Source organism: Algimonas arctica, from assembly GCF_014652695.1.
GTDB classification, from domain to species: Bacteria; Pseudomonadota; Alphaproteobacteria; order Caulobacterales; family Maricaulaceae; genus Litorimonas; species Litorimonas arctica.
Genome location: NZ_BMZH01000003.1, coordinates 129,804 through 147,143, shown reverse-complemented (window position 1 = coordinate 147,143; position 17,340 = coordinate 129,804). Strand labels below are relative to the sequence as shown.

At 57.9% G+C, this 17,340-nt stretch carries 17 protein-coding genes; 7 read left to right on the top strand and 10 right to left on the bottom strand.

Going from position 1 to position 17,340, the window contains the following annotated elements:
- Window positions 1-24: 24 nt before the first annotated feature.
- Together IE105_RS04880 and IE105_RS04875 are read right to left on the bottom strand one after the other, a co-directional pair.
- Window positions 25-1,434, bottom strand: coding sequence for a sensor histidine kinase (locus IE105_RS04880; RefSeq protein ID WP_189496027.1), 1,410 nt, complete (start codon window positions 1,432-1,434; stop codon window positions 25-27).
- Between the two features lie 69 nt (window positions 1,435-1,503).
- Window positions 1,504-2,061 (bottom strand): GcrA family cell cycle regulator, encoded by a 558-nt coding sequence (locus tag IE105_RS04875; protein ID WP_189496025.1) that lies wholly within the window; start codon window positions 2,059-2,061, stop codon window positions 1,504-1,506.
- Between the two features lie 321 nt (window positions 2,062-2,382).
- Between IE105_RS04875 and IE105_RS04870 the strand changes: the two genes are divergently transcribed.
- The 3 genes from IE105_RS04870 to IE105_RS04860 are packed head-to-tail and all read left to right on the top strand — an operon-like array spanning window position 2,383 to window position 5,017.
- Window positions 2,383-3,192 carry an ABC transporter permease gene (locus IE105_RS04870; RefSeq protein WP_189496024.1) on the top strand — a complete coding sequence of 270 codons (810 nt, stop codon included), beginning with the start codon at window positions 2,383-2,385 and terminating at the stop codon, window positions 3,190-3,192.
- 15 nt (window positions 3,193-3,207) lie between these two features.
- Window positions 3,208-4,398, top strand: coding sequence for an aspartate aminotransferase family protein (locus IE105_RS04865; protein ID WP_189496021.1), 1,191 nt, complete (start codon window positions 3,208-3,210; stop codon window positions 4,396-4,398).
- A 25-nt stretch (window positions 4,399-4,423) separates the two neighbouring features.
- Window positions 4,424-5,017, top strand: a complete 594-nt coding sequence (locus tag IE105_RS04860; RefSeq protein WP_189496020.1) for a class I SAM-dependent methyltransferase — start codon at window positions 4,424-4,426, stop codon at window positions 5,015-5,017.
- Here the strand turns inward: IE105_RS04860 and IE105_RS04855 are convergent.
- Window positions 5,012-5,866 carry a DMT family transporter gene (locus IE105_RS04855; RefSeq protein ID WP_189496018.1) on the bottom strand — a complete coding sequence of 285 codons (855 nt, stop codon included), beginning with the start codon at window positions 5,864-5,866 and terminating at the stop codon, window positions 5,012-5,014. The genes IE105_RS04860 and IE105_RS04855 overlap by 6 nt on opposite strands.
- A gap of 263 nt (window positions 5,867-6,129) precedes the next feature.
- Here IE105_RS04855 and IE105_RS04850 point away from each other — a divergent pair, with 263 nt between their 5' ends.
- Window positions 6,130-6,381 carry an HP1242/YdcH family protein gene (locus tag IE105_RS04850; RefSeq protein ID WP_189496016.1) on the top strand — a complete coding sequence of 84 codons (252 nt, stop codon included), beginning with the start codon at window positions 6,130-6,132 and terminating at the stop codon, window positions 6,379-6,381.
- A gap of 64 nt (window positions 6,382-6,445) precedes the next feature.
- Here IE105_RS04850 and kdsA read toward each other — a convergent pair whose 3' ends face one another.
- The gene (kdsA, locus tag IE105_RS04845) at window positions 6,446-7,321 is read right to left on the bottom strand and encodes a 3-deoxy-8-phosphooctulonate synthase (protein ID WP_189496014.1); all 876 of its coding nucleotides are present in this window, start codon (window positions 7,319-7,321) and stop codon (window positions 6,446-6,448) included.
- A gap of 76 nt (window positions 7,322-7,397) precedes the next feature.
- Here kdsA and IE105_RS04840 point away from each other — a divergent pair, with 76 nt between their 5' ends.
- Window positions 7,398-8,396, top strand: coding sequence for a KpsF/GutQ family sugar-phosphate isomerase (locus IE105_RS04840; RefSeq protein WP_189496012.1), 999 nt, complete (start codon window positions 7,398-7,400; stop codon window positions 8,394-8,396).
- Here the strand turns inward: IE105_RS04840 and IE105_RS04835 are convergent.
- From IE105_RS04835 to ald, 4 genes are all read right to left on the bottom strand, one after another.
- Complete coding sequence (locus IE105_RS04835) at window positions 8,393-8,980, bottom strand: histidine phosphatase family protein (protein ID WP_233353994.1); 588 nt, start codon at window positions 8,978-8,980, stop codon at window positions 8,393-8,395. The genes IE105_RS04840 and IE105_RS04835 overlap by 4 nt on opposite strands.
- The gene (locus IE105_RS04830) at window positions 8,977-9,759 is read right to left on the bottom strand and encodes a 3-deoxy-manno-octulosonate cytidylyltransferase (RefSeq protein WP_189496010.1); all 783 of its coding nucleotides are present in this window, start codon (window positions 9,757-9,759) and stop codon (window positions 8,977-8,979) included. Before IE105_RS04830 ends, IE105_RS04835 begins: the two co-directional genes overlap by 4 nt.
- Window positions 9,756-10,814, bottom strand: coding sequence for a dihydrofolate reductase family protein (locus IE105_RS04825; protein ID WP_189496008.1), 1,059 nt, complete (start codon window positions 10,812-10,814; stop codon window positions 9,756-9,758). Before IE105_RS04825 ends, IE105_RS04830 begins: the two co-directional genes overlap by 4 nt.
- A gap of 111 nt (window positions 10,815-10,925) precedes the next feature.
- Window positions 10,926-12,038, bottom strand: coding sequence for an alanine dehydrogenase (ald, locus tag IE105_RS04820; protein WP_189496006.1), 1,113 nt, complete (start codon window positions 12,036-12,038; stop codon window positions 10,926-10,928).
- Window positions 12,039-12,172: 134 nt separating this feature from the next.
- Between ald and IE105_RS04815 the strand changes: the two genes are divergently transcribed.
- Both IE105_RS04815 and IE105_RS04810 read left to right on the top strand, forming a co-directional pair.
- Window positions 12,173-12,631, top strand: a complete 459-nt coding sequence (locus IE105_RS04815) for an Lrp/AsnC family transcriptional regulator (protein ID WP_189496004.1) — start codon at window positions 12,173-12,175, stop codon at window positions 12,629-12,631.
- Between the two features lie 54 nt (window positions 12,632-12,685).
- Entirely contained in the window at window positions 12,686-13,561 is an 876-nt protein-coding gene (locus tag IE105_RS04810; protein ID WP_189496001.1) for an ATP-grasp domain-containing protein, read from the top strand.
- On the opposite strand, the gene IE105_RS04805 is transcribed toward IE105_RS04810, so the two are convergent.
- Window positions 13,558-16,167 carry an AAA family ATPase gene (locus tag IE105_RS04805; protein WP_189495999.1) on the bottom strand — a complete coding sequence of 870 codons (2,610 nt, stop codon included), beginning with the start codon at window positions 16,165-16,167 and terminating at the stop codon, window positions 13,558-13,560. The two genes, IE105_RS04810 and IE105_RS04805, sit on opposite strands and share 4 nt — an antisense overlap.
- 10 nt (window positions 16,168-16,177) lie before the next feature.
- Complete coding sequence (locus tag IE105_RS04800; protein WP_189495997.1) at window positions 16,178-17,338, bottom strand: metallophosphoesterase family protein; 1,161 nt, start codon at window positions 17,336-17,338, stop codon at window positions 16,178-16,180.
- Window positions 17,339-17,340 lie beyond the last annotated feature (2 nt).

Here is a 17,340-nt window from a genome sequence, read left to right as displayed (position 1 = left end):
CGAAGGCGCCATGATCGGGAGCGACTAGGCCTGAATATAGGCGCGGGGCAGGCCGAGAATAAAGGTCGTGCCGTCTGGTCCGGTGTCGAGCAGTTCCAATGACCCGCCCATCTTTTCCGCCAGTTCTTTGGAAATGGAGAGGCCAAGCCCGGTGCTGCTGTCGCTGTTTCCGCGCGTGAATGGCAGAAACAGCCGGTCTTCGACATAATCAGGCAGTCCCGGACCATTATCCCCGATTTGCACTATGACGGTGTCGGCGACGATGTCGGCCGCCACTTCAATTTTGGGCTTGTCTTGGCCGTCCATCGCTTGCGCGGCATTTCGCAACAGATTTGACAGGATGCGCTGCAGTTGTTCGGGGTCCGCCGTGATGCGCACATCATGCCCGATCTGATTGGCGACCCAAACCCGGGGAAAAGCCGTTCGCATATCCATTTGTACATCCGCGACAATCCGGCCCAGCTGCACGGTTTCCAGCACAGGCTCAGGTTCGCGGGCAGATGAATATTCGAGCACTTCTTCGGTCAGCCCAACCCCGCGCTCGACCGTGCGCGCGAGCCGTTCGCCCATTTCCGATAAGGCCGGGTCCGCATTCATGGATAGGCGGTCCGCCATAAGCAGCGCGGTCGACAGAACATTGCGGAGATCGTGATTAATCTTGGTGACGGAGAGGCCCAACGACGCCAACCGTTCCCGTTGGCGAAACGAAGACCGTAAGCTCTGTTTCATCTCGTGAAATTCGCGCTGCAATTGCCCGATTTCGTCGCCTCGATCCAAGACCGGGCTGAGCTGTCGCCTCAGTTCCGGCGCTTCGCGAAAGGCCGTCATGTCATTGGCGAGTTCTCGAACCGGGCGCACGATCAAACGGAGCATGGCCAGATAAATCAAAATGCCGACAAAAATAGCAATCAACAGGCTCAACAGTAATATGCGCCCGGCATAGGCGCGCAATTCTGCCCCAATCGCCGCGCAAGGCACTAGGAGTTCTAAACGATCCTGCCCGTCAATGGGGGACGGCGCGATGATACGTAAATAGCCATCGCCATTGGCAAAGAAATCCATCGTTGTGGCGATAAAGTCTGGAAACCGTCTCGTGTTTCGCAAATCCACCACCGCGATGATATTGGCCTGTGGCGGTTCACCGAGAATGAGTAGCGTTTGACCGTCTTGGAAGGCGGCGAGAAAGTCTGCGTCGGTTTGCATCATAAATTGCCGCGCAAGCATGGCGGAGGCTTCGCGGGACGGGTCCCCCCCGACTTGATTGCTCATCAAGGCTTCGGCAACCAGGCTGGCAGATCGGGCTCGCATTTCCAGACCTTCTTGGCGGAAAAAAGCAATCGACGGCAGAAAGAGCAAGGTTTCTGCGGCCAGAACGAAGCCAACGGTCAGCAGAAGCAACCGCGCGGACAGGGATCGAGAGAAAAAGCGGCGCACAGCTCTGCTGTAATAGAAAAGGCGCGCCCGGCAAGGCGCGCCTTTAAATCGTGATCAATGCGAGGCCGTTTAGCGCAGGCGTTTACGCGATGTCGGTGCGGGGCCAATGCTAATCATTTTGCCGGATGAATTACGGCGACGGGATGGCTGATAGGCGACCATTGAATGCGGTGTGCAATAGGGCTCATCCGGGTCGGTCTTACGACCACAAAAACGGAATTCATCGGCTTTGGGGTCGCCGATTGGGAACTTACACATATGATCCGTGATCGTTAGGATCGTCGCATATGTGCCGTCTTTAAGCGGTTTGGCTTTTAACGGGGGTTGTTCGATCGTAGCGGGCAGCTGTGCAGTTGTCTTCGCCTTTGCCTTGACCTCAGCGACGGTTGCGGCTTTCGCCGTTACCTTCGCGGGTTTCGGCGCCGCCTTTGGACGGGCCGCTGTTGTTGTCGTTTTCGCAGGCTTCGGCCGGCTTGGTTTTGCGCGACCGGACAGGCCGAGTCGGTGGACTTTGCCGATCACGGCATTGCGGGTCACGCCGCCCAGCTGCTTGGCGATCTGTGACGCGGACAAGCCGTCAGCCCAGAGTTTGCTTAATGTTTCGACGCGGTCTTCGGTCCAAGCCATGGACGATCTCCTTTAATAGATGCGGACGTCGTAGAAACGAGGCTCACACACCATATCTTGTGCTTAATGTCACAAATCTTGTAGCAAGCGCATTGGAAACCACAAAATATAGACGTCAGCCTATCCACAAGAAACCATATGTAGTGATGCCCTCGTCCACAGACAACTTCGCTCATAGACCCTTGACGGCCCGATCTGACGCCTCTCACCGTCCCGTGGCCATTTAGAGCGCGTGAAAACGTGCCGTTCAATGTCAGTTTGCGACGTCGGGCTGGTAGGGGATGTTGGACAGCGACAGGCGCGCGGCGTATGAGCCGCACCATGTCTAAACCGCTTCTCGATTCCTCCCCCCCGATCGTGCGCAATCTGGGTCCCGTCAATTGGATGGGATTGGCGACCCTGTATAAGAAAGAAGTGAAACGCTTCATGCGGGTTGGGCCGCAAACTCTGCTCGCGCCAATTATTTCCAATTTGCTGTATATGACGGTCTTTGTTCTGGCCTTTGCGGCGCTCCGTCCTGACCCCAGCGAATTTATGGCGTTCCTGGCCCCCGGGTTAGTGATGTTAGGCATTTTGAATAATGCGGCGGCAAACAGCTCGTCCTCGATTATGACGGGGAAGATGATGGGCTCGATCACCGATGTGTTGACGCCGCCTTTGTCGCCCATCGAATTGGCCTTGGGCTGGATCGGCGGGGCCGCCACACGCGGTGTACTGGTGGCTCTCGCGACGGGGGCTGCGCTGTCATTCTTCACGCCGCTTCTCCCATCGCACATATGGGCGGTGCTTTATTTCGGACTGAGTGCGGCCTTCATGATGTCGATGGTCGGTGTGCTGTCGGGTGTTTGGGCAGAGAAGTTCGATCAACTCGCTGTCGTGAATCAGTTCATCATATTGCCACTCTCGTTCCTGTCCGGCACATTCTACAAAATCGACGTCCTCCCACCCCTTTTCCAAACCCTGATCAAGGGCAACCCGCTCTTTTACCTGATTGACGGGTTCCGCTATGGGTTTACGGGTGAAGCCGACGCCAATCTGATGGTCGGGGTTGTCTTTATCGCAATCTTGAATATCGCTCTCTTCCTCACTGTCTGGCTGGTGCTTCGCGCAGGCTGGCGGATTAAAAGCTAAGCCAAAGAGTTACCCATGGCCAAAGGCAACCACCTTTTCGATTGTTACAACCCGCCTGAAATCACGTTTGAACGTGGCGAAGGGGCGTATCTCTACACGGATAGCGGCGAATGCTATCTCGACTTCATCGCCGGAATCGCGGTCAATTCATTGGGTCATGCGCCTAAAGATGTGGCGGACGCGATTACGGAACAGATGGGCAAAGTCTGGCATCTATCCAACATGTTCAAAGTGCCGGGGCAGGTCGATCTGTCCAAGCGTTATTGCGACAGTCTGCCGTGGGCGGACAAAGTTTTCTTCCAAAACTCCGGCACGGAGTCGCTTGAATTGGCGATGAAAACGGCGCGGCGATACCAATATGGCGAAGGTCGTCCAGAGCGGGTCGATATTATCGGCTTTGGCGGGGCCTTTCACGGGCGGTCGTTCGCGGCGATCAACGCGGCGGGGAACCCGAAATATCTTGAAGGTTTCGGCCCCCGTTTGCCGGGCTTTATCAATCTGCCGTTCGGCGACCATGAGGCGTTAAAAGAGGCGGTCGGTCCGACAACGGCCGCGATCCTCGTTGAACCTGTGCAGGGTGAAGGCGGTGTGCGCGCCTTGCCACCTGAATGCCTGCGCGGCCTGCGCGAGTTGTGCGACGAAAATGATCTGATGTTGATTTATGATGAAGTCCAATGCGGCGCAGGCCGGACGGGCCAGCTCTGGGCGCATCAATGGGTCGAGGGCGGACAGCCGGATATTATGGCCGTGGCCAAAGGCGTTGGCGGCGGTTTTCCGCTCGGCGCTGTCATCGCGAGTGAAGAGGCTGCCAAGCACATGGTTCCCGGCACACACGGCACGACCTATGGCGGCAATCCGCTCGCTATGGCGGCCGGAATCGCCGTGTTTGACCGGATCAGCGACCCAGCGTTTCTTGAACATGTGCGCGACATTTCTAACAAGTTCCGCCAGTCGTTGGCGGGCCTCAAGGATGAGTTCCCAGACCTGATCGAAGACGTGCGCGGCAAAGGCCTGCTTGTTGGCCTCAAGATGAAGGTCGACGGCGACAACCTTGTCGCGAAAAACGGCGCGCTGGCGCATAAACTCATGGTCGGCACAGCGGGCGACAATGTCCTGCGTATGGCGCCACCGCTTATCATTGGCGAAACCGAAATGCGCGAAGCGATGGATAAGCTCCGCGCTGTGTTCAATGATATGAGCGCGTAAGATAGTTTCGGGCTAGACCGAAACTATGACGGCCCCTGACATTGGTCAGCAATATGACGAAATAGCCTCGTGGTGGAATGAACGTCACGATCATTCCACCTATGGCTTAGCGCAAGTGAACCGGGCTTTGGCATTTGTACCAAATGGCGGCAAAGCGCTTGATGTGGGATGCGGGTCCGGCGGCCGATTTGTTCGGCGCCTCATAGAACAGAGGTTTATCGTAACAGGCATTGATGCGTCTGCGCAAATGATAGGGCTTGCCCGCGCGAACCACCCCGACACGCTCTTTATCAACGCCAATATTATAGATTGGAAGACGTCCGAGACATATGATTTCATTCTCGTCTGGGATTGTCTGTTTCACCTTCCACTTGAGCATCAGGCTCAGGTGTTATCGAAATTGTGCGGCTTGTTGTCAAAAAACGGGGTGTTGATCCATAGTTTCGGTGATGGAGACGGTGACCATACGGATCGATGGCGGGGGCAAACTTTTCGATATAGCTCGATGGGCATAACCCGGAATATCGAAGTGTTGCACGATAGAGGTCTTTCACTCCTACATTTGGAGTTGGACCAATTTCCTGAAAATCACGTCTATGCGATTTCTAGAAAATTATAAATTCATCATCGCCAGTCCGCTGGCGGTGATGGCGGCAAAGGCGAGGCGGCGCGCGCCGAACCCCTCCTTTAAGAACAACCAACCGAACAGCGCGCCGAACACGACCGCGCTTTCGCGCAAGGCGCTGACCCGCGCGACTTCGGTCAAACTCATCGCATAGAGCAGCACGCCAAATGATAACATCGAGCCGAGCGCCGCGATCACGCCGTAACGCCAAATTGAGCGCGCATCGCGCCACAAGGCCTCACCGCGCAGGACCGATCCGGCAATCCCCATCTGCACGCCATCTAAAACGAACAACCACACAATATAGGTGAACGGGCTCTCGACCATCCGCACGCCGCGCGCGTCCAATACGGAATAAAGCGCGATGGCAAAGGCGGTAAACCCCGCGAATAAAAGTGCAGGTTTTGGTGCGTCGATGCCGGTGATCGATTTGCCCGGTTTGAGGACAAAGCCAAACACGCCCAGCGTGGCGATGATGAGCCCCGTCCACTCAATGGGGCGCAGGGATTCGTTCAGAAAGATAAAGGCGGCGATGGCCACAAGGATTGGCGCGCCACCGCGCATGACCGGAAACACTAGCGACAGGTCGCCTCGCGACAAGGCATTGATCAACCCGAACTGATAGGCCCCATGCGCCATCAGACTAAACGCGAGGGCTATCCAAATTGGCGCGGTCGGCAGCGGCACAAAAAAGATTGCCGGTAGTGTGAGTAACGCCGCGGTCACCGACAGCACGACCCGTGCCATCAAAATATCCCGCCCCGCCTTCACGACGGCGTTGACAGCGGCCAGGCTCACCGCGCTGGTGAGGCCGAGTAAGATGGCGAGGGTTGTGGGTGTCATAGTCGGAGGGCGGCCTGTGTCTATTCGACGGGGTTAGCCGACGGTCGCAGAAAAGTCTTGCAAGTCCGGGGGAAGAGCGCGTTTATTTTCCAAAATTGACTGACGGTCCTGAATTTGACGCCCATCACTTTTACGACCCCGCATGCGGGTAATTCTATTGCAATGTCACGCAGCGTTCGCTGCAGACTGAACGGACCCCACACAGGTGTGGGTCTTTTTGACGCTAACAGACGCAATGCCCAAGCGTCGTACAGGAGTGATTTATGAGCCATACACCCCACGAGCTCGCCGCCGATTTTCCAGAATATGCCGAGCAATTGCATCAGCTAAAGACGTCGGATTCTCACTTCCGTAAGCTCGCAGACAAATATCATGATATTAATCGAGACGTTCATCGCGCCGAAACGAATGTTGAACCGACGTCGGATGATAACATGGTCGACATGCGCAAACAGCGGTCCGCCCTAAAAGATGAAATTTACGGGTTGTTGAAAGCCAGCGTTACAACGGAATAGATATCCGCTGACGCACGCGTATTAAAGGCGACATAATGGGCGCAACACTCGCTAAGCTGGCCTGTCACTCACTAAAAAAGTGCAAGTTCTTCCGACTCTTGGCGATGCGGTCAATATCCTGCAGCTCTGACAGATAGGTCTCTAGATATTCCAAAGGGATCATATTGGGGCCATCTGAAGGGGCGCTGGCCGGGTCTTGGTGGGTTTCGGCGAAGATGCCGGCGACGCCGACGGCGATGGCGGCGCGGGACAGGGTTGGGACCATTTCGCGTTGGCCGCCACTGGTCGCGCCTTGGCCGCCCGGTTGTTGGACCGAATGGGTCGCATCAAAAATAATCGGCAGACCGGTATCGCGCGCCATTGTCGGCAGGCCGCGGAAATCACTGACGAGCGTGTTGTAGCCAAAGCTGGCACCGCGTTCGGTCAACAGAACTCTCGGATTGCCCGCGTCCAAAACCTTCTGCGCGACATTTTTCATATCACTGGGCGACAGGAACTGGCCTTTTTTGATCTTGATGACGCGGCCTGTTTTCGCCGCCGCGATGAGGAGGTCCGTCTGGCGGCAGAGAAATGCAGGAATTTGCAACACATCCACAACCTCACCGACGACTGCGCATTGGTCCGGCAGGTGGATATCCGTCAGGACCGGCACGCCGAACGTGTCTTTGACCGCTTGAAAGACGGGCAAGGCTTCGTGCAATCCGACACCACGTTCAGAACTCATGCTGGTGCGATTGGCTTTGTCGAAGCTCGTTTTATAGACAAAGCTGATGCCGAGCTTGTCGGTGATTTTTTTGATCGCTTCGGCCATGAATAGCGTGTGATCGCGGCTTTCCATCGCACAAGGCCCGGCAAAGAGCGAAAATGGCAAATCATTGCCAAAGGTGACATCCCCCGCAGGCGCGGCAATCGTCACGTGATGAAAGTTGGTGGTTGTCATGGTTTGGTCCATCATGGCTTTACCCGGTTTGGAGCGGGGGCTAAGTCGGTGCCCTTATGACAGCAAGACACGAAACATGACAGACCGTTCCCTCACAAAGCCCAGCCCGGCAAATAGCACCTTGCAGGACGCACGACGCACGGTGGAAATTGAACGCGATGGGCTGGATGCGCTCGCGCGTGCTTTGGCGGAAGGATCCGATTTGAGCGAGGCGCTCATTGCGACTGTGGCCGCCGTTCGCAACGCGCCGGGCCGTGTCGTCGTTTCTGGCATGGGGAAGTCCGGCCATGTGGCGCGCAAAATTGCCGCGACGATGGCCAGCACGGGAACGCCGGCGATGTTTGTTCATCCTGCCGAAGCCAGCCACGGCGACCTCGGCATGATTGGCACTGGTGATCTGGTCATGGCTTTGTCGAATTCTGGGGAAACGCGGGAGTTGTCAGACATTGTCAATTATTGCGCGCGGTTCGATATTCCCCTGGTGGCGATTACCTCGGTCGCGCTCAGTTCGCTTGCCAACGCGGCGGATCACTTGCTCTTATTGCCAGCGGCGGATGAGGCCTGTTCTGTTACGCGCGCGCCGACGACATCGACGACCTTGATGATGGCGCTGGGCGATGCGCTCGCCGTCGCGCTGCTCCGGGATCGAGGCTTTGATCGCGATGATTTCAAAACCTATCATCCCGGCGGCAAATTAGGTGCCGCGTTTCAACGCGTGTCCGATGTTATGACAACGGGCGCGATGCCGCTCACGACGGGCGATGTGTCGGTGCGAGAGCTTGTCGCCATCATCACGCATGGTGGCGTGGGCACTGCGGGCATCATGCGCGAGGGCCAGTTGGTTGGGGTCGTAACGGACGGCGATTTACGCCGAAATATTGGCCGCGACCTGCTGCAACTCACAGCGCAAGACATCATGACCCATGATCCGGTTACGGTGGAGATGGACACATTGGCGGCGGATGCGCTCGGGCTTCTGAATCGTAAACTGATTCAGGTCTTATTCGTGGTCAAGGACGGCGCACCCGTCGGGCTGCTGCACATTCATGACTTCTTGAAAGAGGGCGTCGCTTAGCGCGGAAGGGGACGGACGTTCCACTCCCTCACGTTCCAGCCGTCGGCGCGCTCTTCGATCACGCCGAAAGCCCCTGTCTTCAATTTTCGCTCCGCGCCATCATGCTCGGCAACATCTAGGGCAAAGCGGGCAATGCCGTTGCTGGTGACGATCAGCGTCGTGCCAATGGACCCCGCTAACATATCGGCCCAATCAGACGTGATTTGATCCGGATCGACCCGCCACCCCTGCGGCGGCACCGCATCTTTATCCCAGAGGGCGATAGCGTCTTTGCCCAAACGGGCAACGACTTCGTCTTCTGGCCGTCCTTCATCAGGACCATAGTCGATTTCTAACAAGCGATCATCAAGGACAATATTCGGCGCAATGGCTGTGGCCGTCTGTCGTGTCCGTATGAGCGGGGAGCTGATGACCCGATCAAAGAATGTGTCGGCGAAATATGTGCCCAGCGCGGCGGCCTGCGCCTGTCCAGACCGAGATAAGGGGATATCCGTCCCCTGTCCGACGCGGCGGATGACATCGCCGGGATCAAACGTATTTCCGTGGCGCACGATAATAACGCGCCGCATGCTCGCGGTCGTCATTGACCGAGCGCTTTCAATTTCGCTTCCGCCCGCGCGACATCCTCGGGTGTATCGATTCCGGCTTGGCTCATAGGGTGGCTGTCTACGCGCGCGCAGGCGATGATCATGCCGTTTTCGAGCGCGCGGAGCTGTTCCAATCCTTCGAGCGCCTCATAGGGTGAGGACGGCAGGGTGACGTAACGGGCCAGGGCGTCGCGGCGATAGGCGTAGAGGCCGACATGTTGCAAGACGGGCGATATGTTGCTGTCACGGCGTAAGGTGGCTTCTTCGCGGATTGCAGGCACGATGTTTTTAGAAAACCAACGCGCGCGTCCCGTGTCGCCAACAATCGCGCAGGTCCCGGAAAACGGTGTTGTTAACTTAGCCGCGCGCAAGTCGTCGAGCGCGCGCCAACTGAGCGCAACAACGGGCGTCGCAATATCGGCGTCCGGATCGCGGGTGAGCGCATCAAGGCAAGCCTGCACATAGGACGGCGGCGTAAACGGCGCGTCGCCTTGCAAATTGACGATGATGTCAGCGTCAGGATCGAACATATCCGCGGCGGCTTTCGCACGGTCCGATCCGCTTGGCAGATCCGGGTCGGTCATGACAACGGGCAGGTTATGGGCGGCGCAGAAATCTTCGATCCTTGCATCATCCGTCGCGACGACGAAATTCCCAACCTGCCGCGCCACATCCGATGTGCGTTGCAACATGGGAACGCCGCCAATCTCTGCCAACGGTTTGCCGGGAAAGCGGGTGGACGCGTAACGCGCAGGAATGACGATCAGAGATTTCATGAGGGCCCGTATATCGGACCATTCACGGTATGAAACCAGTCTTCATAGCCAGTGAGATGCATCAGCTCGACCTCATGCGCATGCAAATGGCGCAATCCGGTCTGCGCGGTAAAGGTTGAGTCCTCTGCCACGGCATAAATGACGCGTTGAACCCCCGCATCAATCAGCCGTTGCGCGCAGCCCGTCGGCTTGGACGCGCGTGTGAGGCAGGGCTCGAGTGTGCAGATGACCGTGTGCGGCGCGGTGTTCAATTTTGACAACATGGCTTCTTCGGCATGGTCATTCGGCCCGGTCTCCCGACTATATCCTGTTGCCAAAGCCGTTAGTTTTTCTGTGCAAGCGATTGCGCCAACGGCGAAGGCGGTGCTTGATGCGGGGCATTGCGCGGACAAGCGAAGCGCCTGTTCCATCAGCGGCTTCGCGCGGGATAACAGCAGGTCAATATGAAACACGGTCGTATCGCCCAGCGTTTCCGTGCCTGTCACGTGCAGCGAGGACATGAATGGCTCAAGATCGTCAAAGAGGCGCGCGTGACCCGTGTTCCCCAATTCACGCGAGCTGACCGCGAGACGGAGATAGCGCGCGTGCGTCATGGCGAGGGTCAGCATTTTCGCCCCGCCTTCGATCAATACGTCCGATGCGCCGCGAGTCTGTGCCAGCGCCTCTATCGCATCAATGGGGTCACCGTGAAACAGGGCCAGCGTTCCGGGCACATCCGCCGGAGTCTGAGACAGGACAATTGCCTCGGCAGTGCCGGTTTGGAAAAATGCGCGGTCGGAGGGAATGTCGCCTGTGCGTGTCACGACCACTTTAACCGGATCGGGCGCTCGACCTGCGGCTTTACGGGCCGCGATGTGAACCACTCCGCGTGTGGCCAAAGACGGATTGTCACGACGCAAGGTCTCCGCGCCAATAACGATCATGTCCATCTGCGCGCGTAAGGCGAGCACAGCGTCCAAGTCTTCCGGTGATGACAGAATCGCCCGGTTCGGCGAAGTATCGTCGAGATAACCGTCGATGGAGACAGCACAAGAGAGGTGGATCGTAATGGGCACGATGTCTTCGCTACCCTACGCGATCATCCCGGCCAAGCCGCAAAGCAGCGCAGAGCCGGGACGTTAACCTGAAATCCCGGATCGCCTGACGGCGTCCGGGATGATTGGTGTTTAAAGCACGCTTTCCGCGTCGACCCATTCTAGACCTTGCGCGTCAGCGACGGCTTTAATGGTCAATTTTCCTTCACACACGTTCAAACCATTGCGCAGATGTTTGTCGTCGCGCATCGCTTCTTTCCAGCCGTCCCGCGCGATGCGTTTGGCGTAATAGATCGTGGCCGCGTTGAGCGCATAGGTCGAGGTCCGCGGCACAGCGCCGGGCATGTTGGCGACGCAATAATGCACGATGCCGTCAACAATATAGATCGGGTCAGCGTGGGTGGTCGCCTTGGAGGTCTCGAAACAACCGCCTTGATCGATGGCAACATCAACGAGGACGGCGCCTTCTTTCATCAGGCCGAGCATCTCGCGGGTCACGAGTTTCGGGGCGGCTGCGCCGGGGATCAAGACCGCGCCGATAACGAGATCCGCTTCGGCGAGCCGTTGTTCCATCACGGCGGGGGTGGAGCGTTCGATATTGGCGCGGACACCAAATTCATAGGACAGCTTGGCCATCACGTCGTTGGACCGCTCCAAAATTGTCACGTCCGCTTGCATGCCGACGGCCATCAACGCCGCATTATATCCCACGTCGCCGCCGCCAATGATCAGGACTTTGCCGCTATTCACGCCGGGAACGCCGCCGAGCAACACGCCGCGTCCGCCATTTTCCTTTTGCAGGGCGTTTGCGCCCGCTTGGATCGATAGCCGACCTGCGACTTGGCTCATCGGCTTTAGCAGTGGCAGGCCGCCTTGGGCCGAGGTTACGGTTTCATAGGCGATGCAGACTGCGCCGCTGTCGATCAACTCGCGCGTTTGTTCCGGATCGGGTGCGAGGTGCAGGTATGTGTAAAGGATCTGACCGGGGCGGAGCATCGCGCGCTCCACCGCTTGCGGCTCTTTGACTTTCACGATCATGTCGCAGCCGGCAAAAACGGTTGCGGCGTCGGGTTTGATCACGGCGCCCGCGTCCAGATAATCTTGGTCGAGCGAGCCAATGCCCGCACCCGCGAGAGTTTCGACCCAGACGTCATGCCCGTCAGCGATGAGTTCGGCGACCGACTCAGGTGTCAGGCCGACGCGATATTCGTGATTTTTGATTTCTTTGGGGACGCCGATAATCATGAGAGTCTCTCCTAAAGGCTGTGGTTGCCGCGACTTAGGCGCGCCATACGCGTAAATATTGCGTATTTTGGTTCCCTTAAATGAATTCGATGCGTAATTATCCGACACATAAGCATAATTATGGGACAATATCGATGATCGAAGTCACAGACCGTAAAATCCTCCGAGAGTTACAAGCCGATAGTCGTCGATCGGCGGCGGCTATTGGCGACGTTGTGGGCCTGTCCGCGTCGGCGTGTCATCGCCGGATACGCTTACTCGAAGAGCGCGGATTGATCGAAGGCTATGGCGCACGGTTGAATGCCGAAAAACTCGGCTATGCGATGACGTTCTTCGTCGAAGTCACCCTGTCTGGGCAGAGTGAGACGGTGTTAGGCGAATTTGAACGCGCTGCGATGGCGCGGTCTGATGTGTTGGAATGTTACCTCACGACAGGCACAGCAGATTATGTGATGAAAGTCGCGGCGCGAGATGCGGATGATTTTGAACGTATCCACCGCCGCGTCATTTCCGGTATGCCCCACGTCATCCGCATTCAAAGCAGTCTGGTGATGAAAACTGTCAAACGCTGGCGCGGCTATTCGGTCGGATAAACAAATATCGTATCTGTGACTCGACCGTGATGAACTGCCGCGCTAACGGCACGCATGAAGCGATGGCTGGATTATTGGCGGACTGTGGGCGGGCGCATCACATGGGATCGCAGCGTGTTGCGGGGTCTCTGGATCGTGCCCTATCTGCAGTTTCGCCACCGGATGTCGCGCCCCGCAAAGCGCGGAACAATCGCTTATTATCCGCAGCCCGCTGGACCGTGGTACACGCTGCCGCTGGCGCTAGCCGGAACGGGCATCCGTTTGACACGCGATTTGAAAACTGCCGATGCGGTGATGATTTTTGATGATCGGACTGTGTCAGATGTCACCTTGCCGCACACACAAGCAAAGCTGCTCAATGTACTCGCGACCGATATTTCCAAGGCGCATGTCGGGCGCGTGTTCGAGGCCGTGTTTGGCTATCCCCTGACCCTCGACCCGTTGACCCATCTCGGCCCGATGGTGCAAAAATCAGATGGGAACGGCCTGCATGACGGACAGATTGTGCAAGGCCCGCTGAGTGCGCCGCTTGTGGATTGTGTCTATCAACACCCGGTCGAAAGCACTGTCCGCAAGGGGGTGACGGAGGACTTACGCTGCGCCTGCGTGGGCGGGGTCGTAGTGCAGGTTTTTCGTAAGGAAAAAGCCTGTGAATCGCGCTTTCAGGCGGTCTATCTGGAAACGACATTGCGCGACCCGGATACGACATTCAGCAGAGAAGAACGCCAATTGATTACGCAGTTTTGCGCCGCAATGGGACTCGATTTTGGATCGATGGACGTTTTGCGGGATTACTCAGAAGGCGGGCGGCTCTATATTGTCGACGTCAACAAGACCTGTATGCCGGTGCTGTCGATGCCTGTCGGCGAGCTGGAAATAGGGCTGCGCCGGATTGGTAAGGCGGCGGAAGCGCTTATTCTCAGCGCTTAGGAATCCACCCAAGGTTTGAGCGTTAGGCGGTTTCCGCCCAGCTCATTGGCATTGGCTTCGTGGCAGGACAGATAGAGCAATTGCAACGGATCGTCGCCGCTGGTGACATAATGCATCACATCAAACATGCGTCCCCGCCGCCTGTCATCCGCATAAACTAATGCGTCATCGAGAATGACGGGGCAGGGCTGTCCGCCCTTGGTGAGCAGGCGCGCAAAGGCTAGGCGCGTTAAAATTGCAATCTGTTCCTGTGTTCCGCCGGAGAGACGTTCCAACGAATCGTCGCGACCGTCCCGCATAAGCCCTTGGGCGCCGAGCGTTTCGCTGAGTTCCACATCCGCCCCATCAATCACAAGCCGGAGCAGGGGGAGTAACTCTTGCCGCACCGGATCAGTATATTGATCTTGTAAGCTGCGCTGCGAGTCCTTGAGCGTATCGCGCAGTAAGCTCAGGGCGGCCGCGCGTTTGCGGTGACGGTCGACCGTATCCATCAGCTGCACGGCTCGGTCTTCAAGGCGCGTCACTTCGGCGTCGGGGTCGCGTTGCTCGAAACTTTCCCGACGGCGCGCGGCCAGCTCGGCGGCGTCTATACGCAAACGCGAAAGTGTTTCCGTCCGGGTGCGCGCAACATCGCTCAACCGCTTGATCCGGGCCTCAAACAGCGCGGGGTCGGAGGGGCCTTGGGCGCGCGTATCGTTTAGAGTGGTTTTGGCGGTTTCGACTTGTGTCGCCAGACTTGCGGCCGCGGCGGCTAATGCGCCGTAGTTTTCTTTTCGTTTAGCAGGCGTTGCCGTATCGGGTGCACTCGCCAGATCGCGCCGCCGCGTGTTGAGACGTTCTTGTAAGGTGGCGAGTTCACGGTCAATTTCACTGAGCGTCGTTTGCGCGGCGCGTTGTTCACCCCGCGTTTGCGCCAAGGTCGCTTCAAGCGCGACGCCATCGATCTTCACCTCATCAACGGGCATATCGTTTAACATACCCGCAAGCCGGTCAATCTCGCCCTGCAATCGGTCACGCGCATCGATCAGCGCGTCGCGCCCATCCGGGGCAATGAGGGTGATTTTTCGGTCAATCAGAGCAATATCATCCATAATATCTTTACGACGGTGCAGCGCGGCGGCGGCCTCTTCGGGCGATGATACGCCAAGCGCTTCGAAGAGCGCCTCTAAGGCGTCTTGCGTCTGCGTTAATGTGGCGCGCAGAGTTTCAGCTTCCGGTGCAGCCAATATGATTGTGCCGACCCCGGCGATTGTAAGGGCTGTCGTTGCGTTAAGCTGAATGGGGCCGTTCGTTACAACGGTGTCGCCGATTGTGGCAACAATGTCGGGGGCGAAATCAACCAGGAGTGTGGAGTCTACATGGGCCAAAGCCGTCTGTGTTTGATCTAAGGTTCGCCTTAGCTGATCCATCCGGTCCAGCGCGGTTCGGTCGATGAGGGGCAGGGCATCACGCTGCGCAACATGGCTGGCGCGCGTGTCGATGACGATGTCGAGCGCCTCAAGATTGACGATCACGGCTTGTAAGGCGGCGTTGCGGTCGATGAGCCTTTCACGAGTTGCCTGATCGGCGTCTAATTTTGAGAGGGTGGCACGGCGCGCTTCGAGCCCCTGCAGATGATCCGAGAGACCGGTGAGGTGTGTTAGTACATCGGCTTTTCGGGTGGACAAAGCGGTCACGGCGCTGCTGATATTATCAATATCGGTTTGCGCGTCATCCAAGGCTTTGGTGGCGGCCAAATGCGCCGCGAGTTTGGCATCGGCGCGTTCGGTTTCGGCTTGCAGCCGGGCGAGTAGCTCAGTCAGGCGGTCAAGCTCGCTGCGGGCAATCCGGGCTTTGTCGAGCGCTGCGCGCGCATCTTTGAGTTGGGTGATTTCTGTATTCGTATCGCCTTGTGTCTCCGTAACGGCAATTTGTTCGAGGACGCGGGCGAGGTCTAGCCCCATTTGTCGGGTTGCTGATTGAGCCGTGCGCGCCACCTCTAAATTGGACTCGGTCGTGGCGAGCGCGTCTTCGGCCAACGCCAACGGTCCGCCTGTCTTAACCCGCCCTGTCGCGGTCAGAAGCGCATAAAGCTCTGTTTCGGTTCGGTCTAAATAAGCGCGTGCGCGTTCGCCGCCGACTAAGGTTGAAAGCTCGCTTTCAAGACGCGAGGCCACTTGCCCATCATCTTGCGCTTGGTCCATGCTGTCACCTTGGCGGACCCACAGAAGCCCGGACGGGCCGCGCGCCGTGGAGTTGAGGCCGAGCATCTCGCCGACCCGTTCCTCGGCTTCGCGTTTCGTGGCGACAATCGTGCCGCTTGTCAGGTCGATGAGTTCGGTATGGCGGGATTTGACGAAACGTTTAACGAGCCGATAGGCGCGCCCCGCATGGGTAAAATCAACTTCGCCAACGGGGGCGCCGTCATTGCGTTGTAATCGTTTGGCGTCACCCTTCCAGCTCGTATGCGGAAGGAACAGCACAGTTTCTAACGCCGCCAGCAGGCTGGATTTTCCGCGCTCATTATGTTCCGCGATGACATTCAGGCCGGGGCGAAAGCCCGACACCTCAATGCCGTCTGCCCCGAAGGGGCCGACATGGCGAAAGCGGAACGCGTCGATCCTCATACCGTGTCTCTCATGACTGGGACTGATCCGTGGCCGCGAAAGAGAACAGCAAGCGTAGCGCGTCTGCGGCAATATCGCGGTCGGCTTGGCTGAGGGCAGGGTCTTCACGCCGGGCTTTGAGCTGCTCGGCTGTCTGTCGAACCGAGCCTTGTGCGTCGAGGGCTTCGATGTCCTCCGTCACGACTTTCAATGCGACAGTCGACGTCCCGCGCAGATCAAGATAGGCGCAGCGCCCGGACAGGTCGTCGATAAATGCGTCTAACAGCGTCCAGTCTTGCACCGTCGTTTCGCCCGACAGGGTGATTTCGGCCAATGTGTACCGTTCGGCGCGCCCGCTTTGTACGTGATCCGTGATCTGTTTAAGCGTGTCCGAAATTGCTTCGACGCGAAGCGGGGCATCAATGACGGGCCAATCGAACGCCGCTGTCGGAATGTCGGTGACGCGAGGCTCTGCGCCGGGCGCGTCGATCTCGACCAGCAGGACTTGGCCGCGGGATCCGGTTTTGAAACGGTCGGGCTCTGGCGTGCCGGAATAATGGGTGCGGGGGTTGATGGCGGCGCGCGCATGCCAATCCCCGAGTGCGAGATAATCCAGCCGAGCCCGGGTCGCGCGGTCAGGGGGAATGATGGCATCGCTTTCGCCGGAATTCGTTCCCTCATGTTGGGTCCCGAACGTTTTTATCGACCCGTGCGCTATACCGATACGGATCGCCCCTGCGGGCGTCTCGGCGCCGTCCATCCAATCTGTTAGGTCACGCCCGTGATGCAAGCGCTGCCACGGAGCCGGGAGCAACCATGTGTCTGGCGTCATTTGGATCGGTTCGGCCGTGCGTAAAACGCGCAAATTCGGCGGGGCGATTGCGGCGACCCGGTCCCAGAGACTATCGGCCCCGTCGACATCATGATTGCCGGGCATCAGCCACCAAGTAATGTCGGGCTGCTCTCCCATAATATCGAGCGGCTGGCGCAGGACGGCATTATTCGGGGCGGCATTGTCCCAGACATCGCCGGCGACAATAACATGCGGCGCGTTCTGTGTGCGGGCCGTGTCGGCAATCCGGGTGATCACCTCTTGGCGCTCTGCAGTCAGTCGACCGGCCAAAGCATCATCAAACCGACCAAACGGCTTGCCTAGCTGCCAATCAGCTGTGTGGATGAATCGCACTGCCATAG

Bases quoted from the DNA above. Each gene is read 5' to 3' on its own strand.
- IE105_RS04875 (WP_189496025.1), bottom strand. From the start codon at position 2,061: ATGGCTTGGACCGAAGACCGCGTCGAAACATTAAGCAAACTCTGGGCT.
- IE105_RS04835 (WP_233353994.1), bottom strand. From the start codon at position 8,980: ATGACGACCGCGAGCATGCGGCGCGTTATTATCGTGCGCCACGGAAAT.
- IE105_RS04870 (WP_189496024.1), top strand. From the start codon at position 2,383: ATGTCTAAACCGCTTCTCGATTCCTCCCCCCCGATCGTGCGCAATCTG.
- IE105_RS04865 (WP_189496021.1), top strand. From the start codon at position 3,208: ATGGCCAAAGGCAACCACCTTTTCGATTGTTACAACCCGCCTGAAATC.
- IE105_RS04850 (WP_189496016.1), top strand. From the start codon at position 6,130: ATGAGCCATACACCCCACGAGCTCGCCGCCGATTTTCCAGAATATGCC.
- IE105_RS04855 (WP_189496018.1), bottom strand. From the start codon at position 5,866: ATGACACCCACAACCCTCGCCATCTTACTCGGCCTCACCAGCGCGGTG.
- IE105_RS04800 (WP_189495997.1), bottom strand. From the start codon at position 17,338: ATGGCAGTGCGATTCATCCACACAGCTGATTGGCAGCTAGGCAAGCCG.
- IE105_RS04805 (WP_189495999.1), bottom strand. From the start codon at position 16,167: ATGAGGATCGACGCGTTCCGCTTTCGCCATGTCGGCCCCTTCGGGGCA.
- kdsA (WP_189496014.1), bottom strand. From the start codon at position 7,321: ATGACAACCACCAACTTTCATCACGTGACGATTGCCGCGCCTGCGGGG.
- IE105_RS04860 (WP_189496020.1), top strand. From the start codon at position 4,424: ATGACGGCCCCTGACATTGGTCAGCAATATGACGAAATAGCCTCGTGG.
- IE105_RS04815 (WP_189496004.1), top strand. From the start codon at position 12,173: ATGATCGAAGTCACAGACCGTAAAATCCTCCGAGAGTTACAAGCCGAT.
- IE105_RS04810 (WP_189496001.1), top strand. From the start codon at position 12,686: ATGAAGCGATGGCTGGATTATTGGCGGACTGTGGGCGGGCGCATCACA.
- IE105_RS04840 (WP_189496012.1), top strand. From the start codon at position 7,398: ATGACAGACCGTTCCCTCACAAAGCCCAGCCCGGCAAATAGCACCTTG.
- IE105_RS04830 (WP_189496010.1), bottom strand. From the start codon at position 9,759: ATGAAATCTCTGATCGTCATTCCTGCGCGTTACGCGTCCACCCGCTTT.
- ald (WP_189496006.1), bottom strand. From the start codon at position 12,038: ATGATTATCGGCGTCCCCAAAGAAATCAAAAATCACGAATATCGCGTC.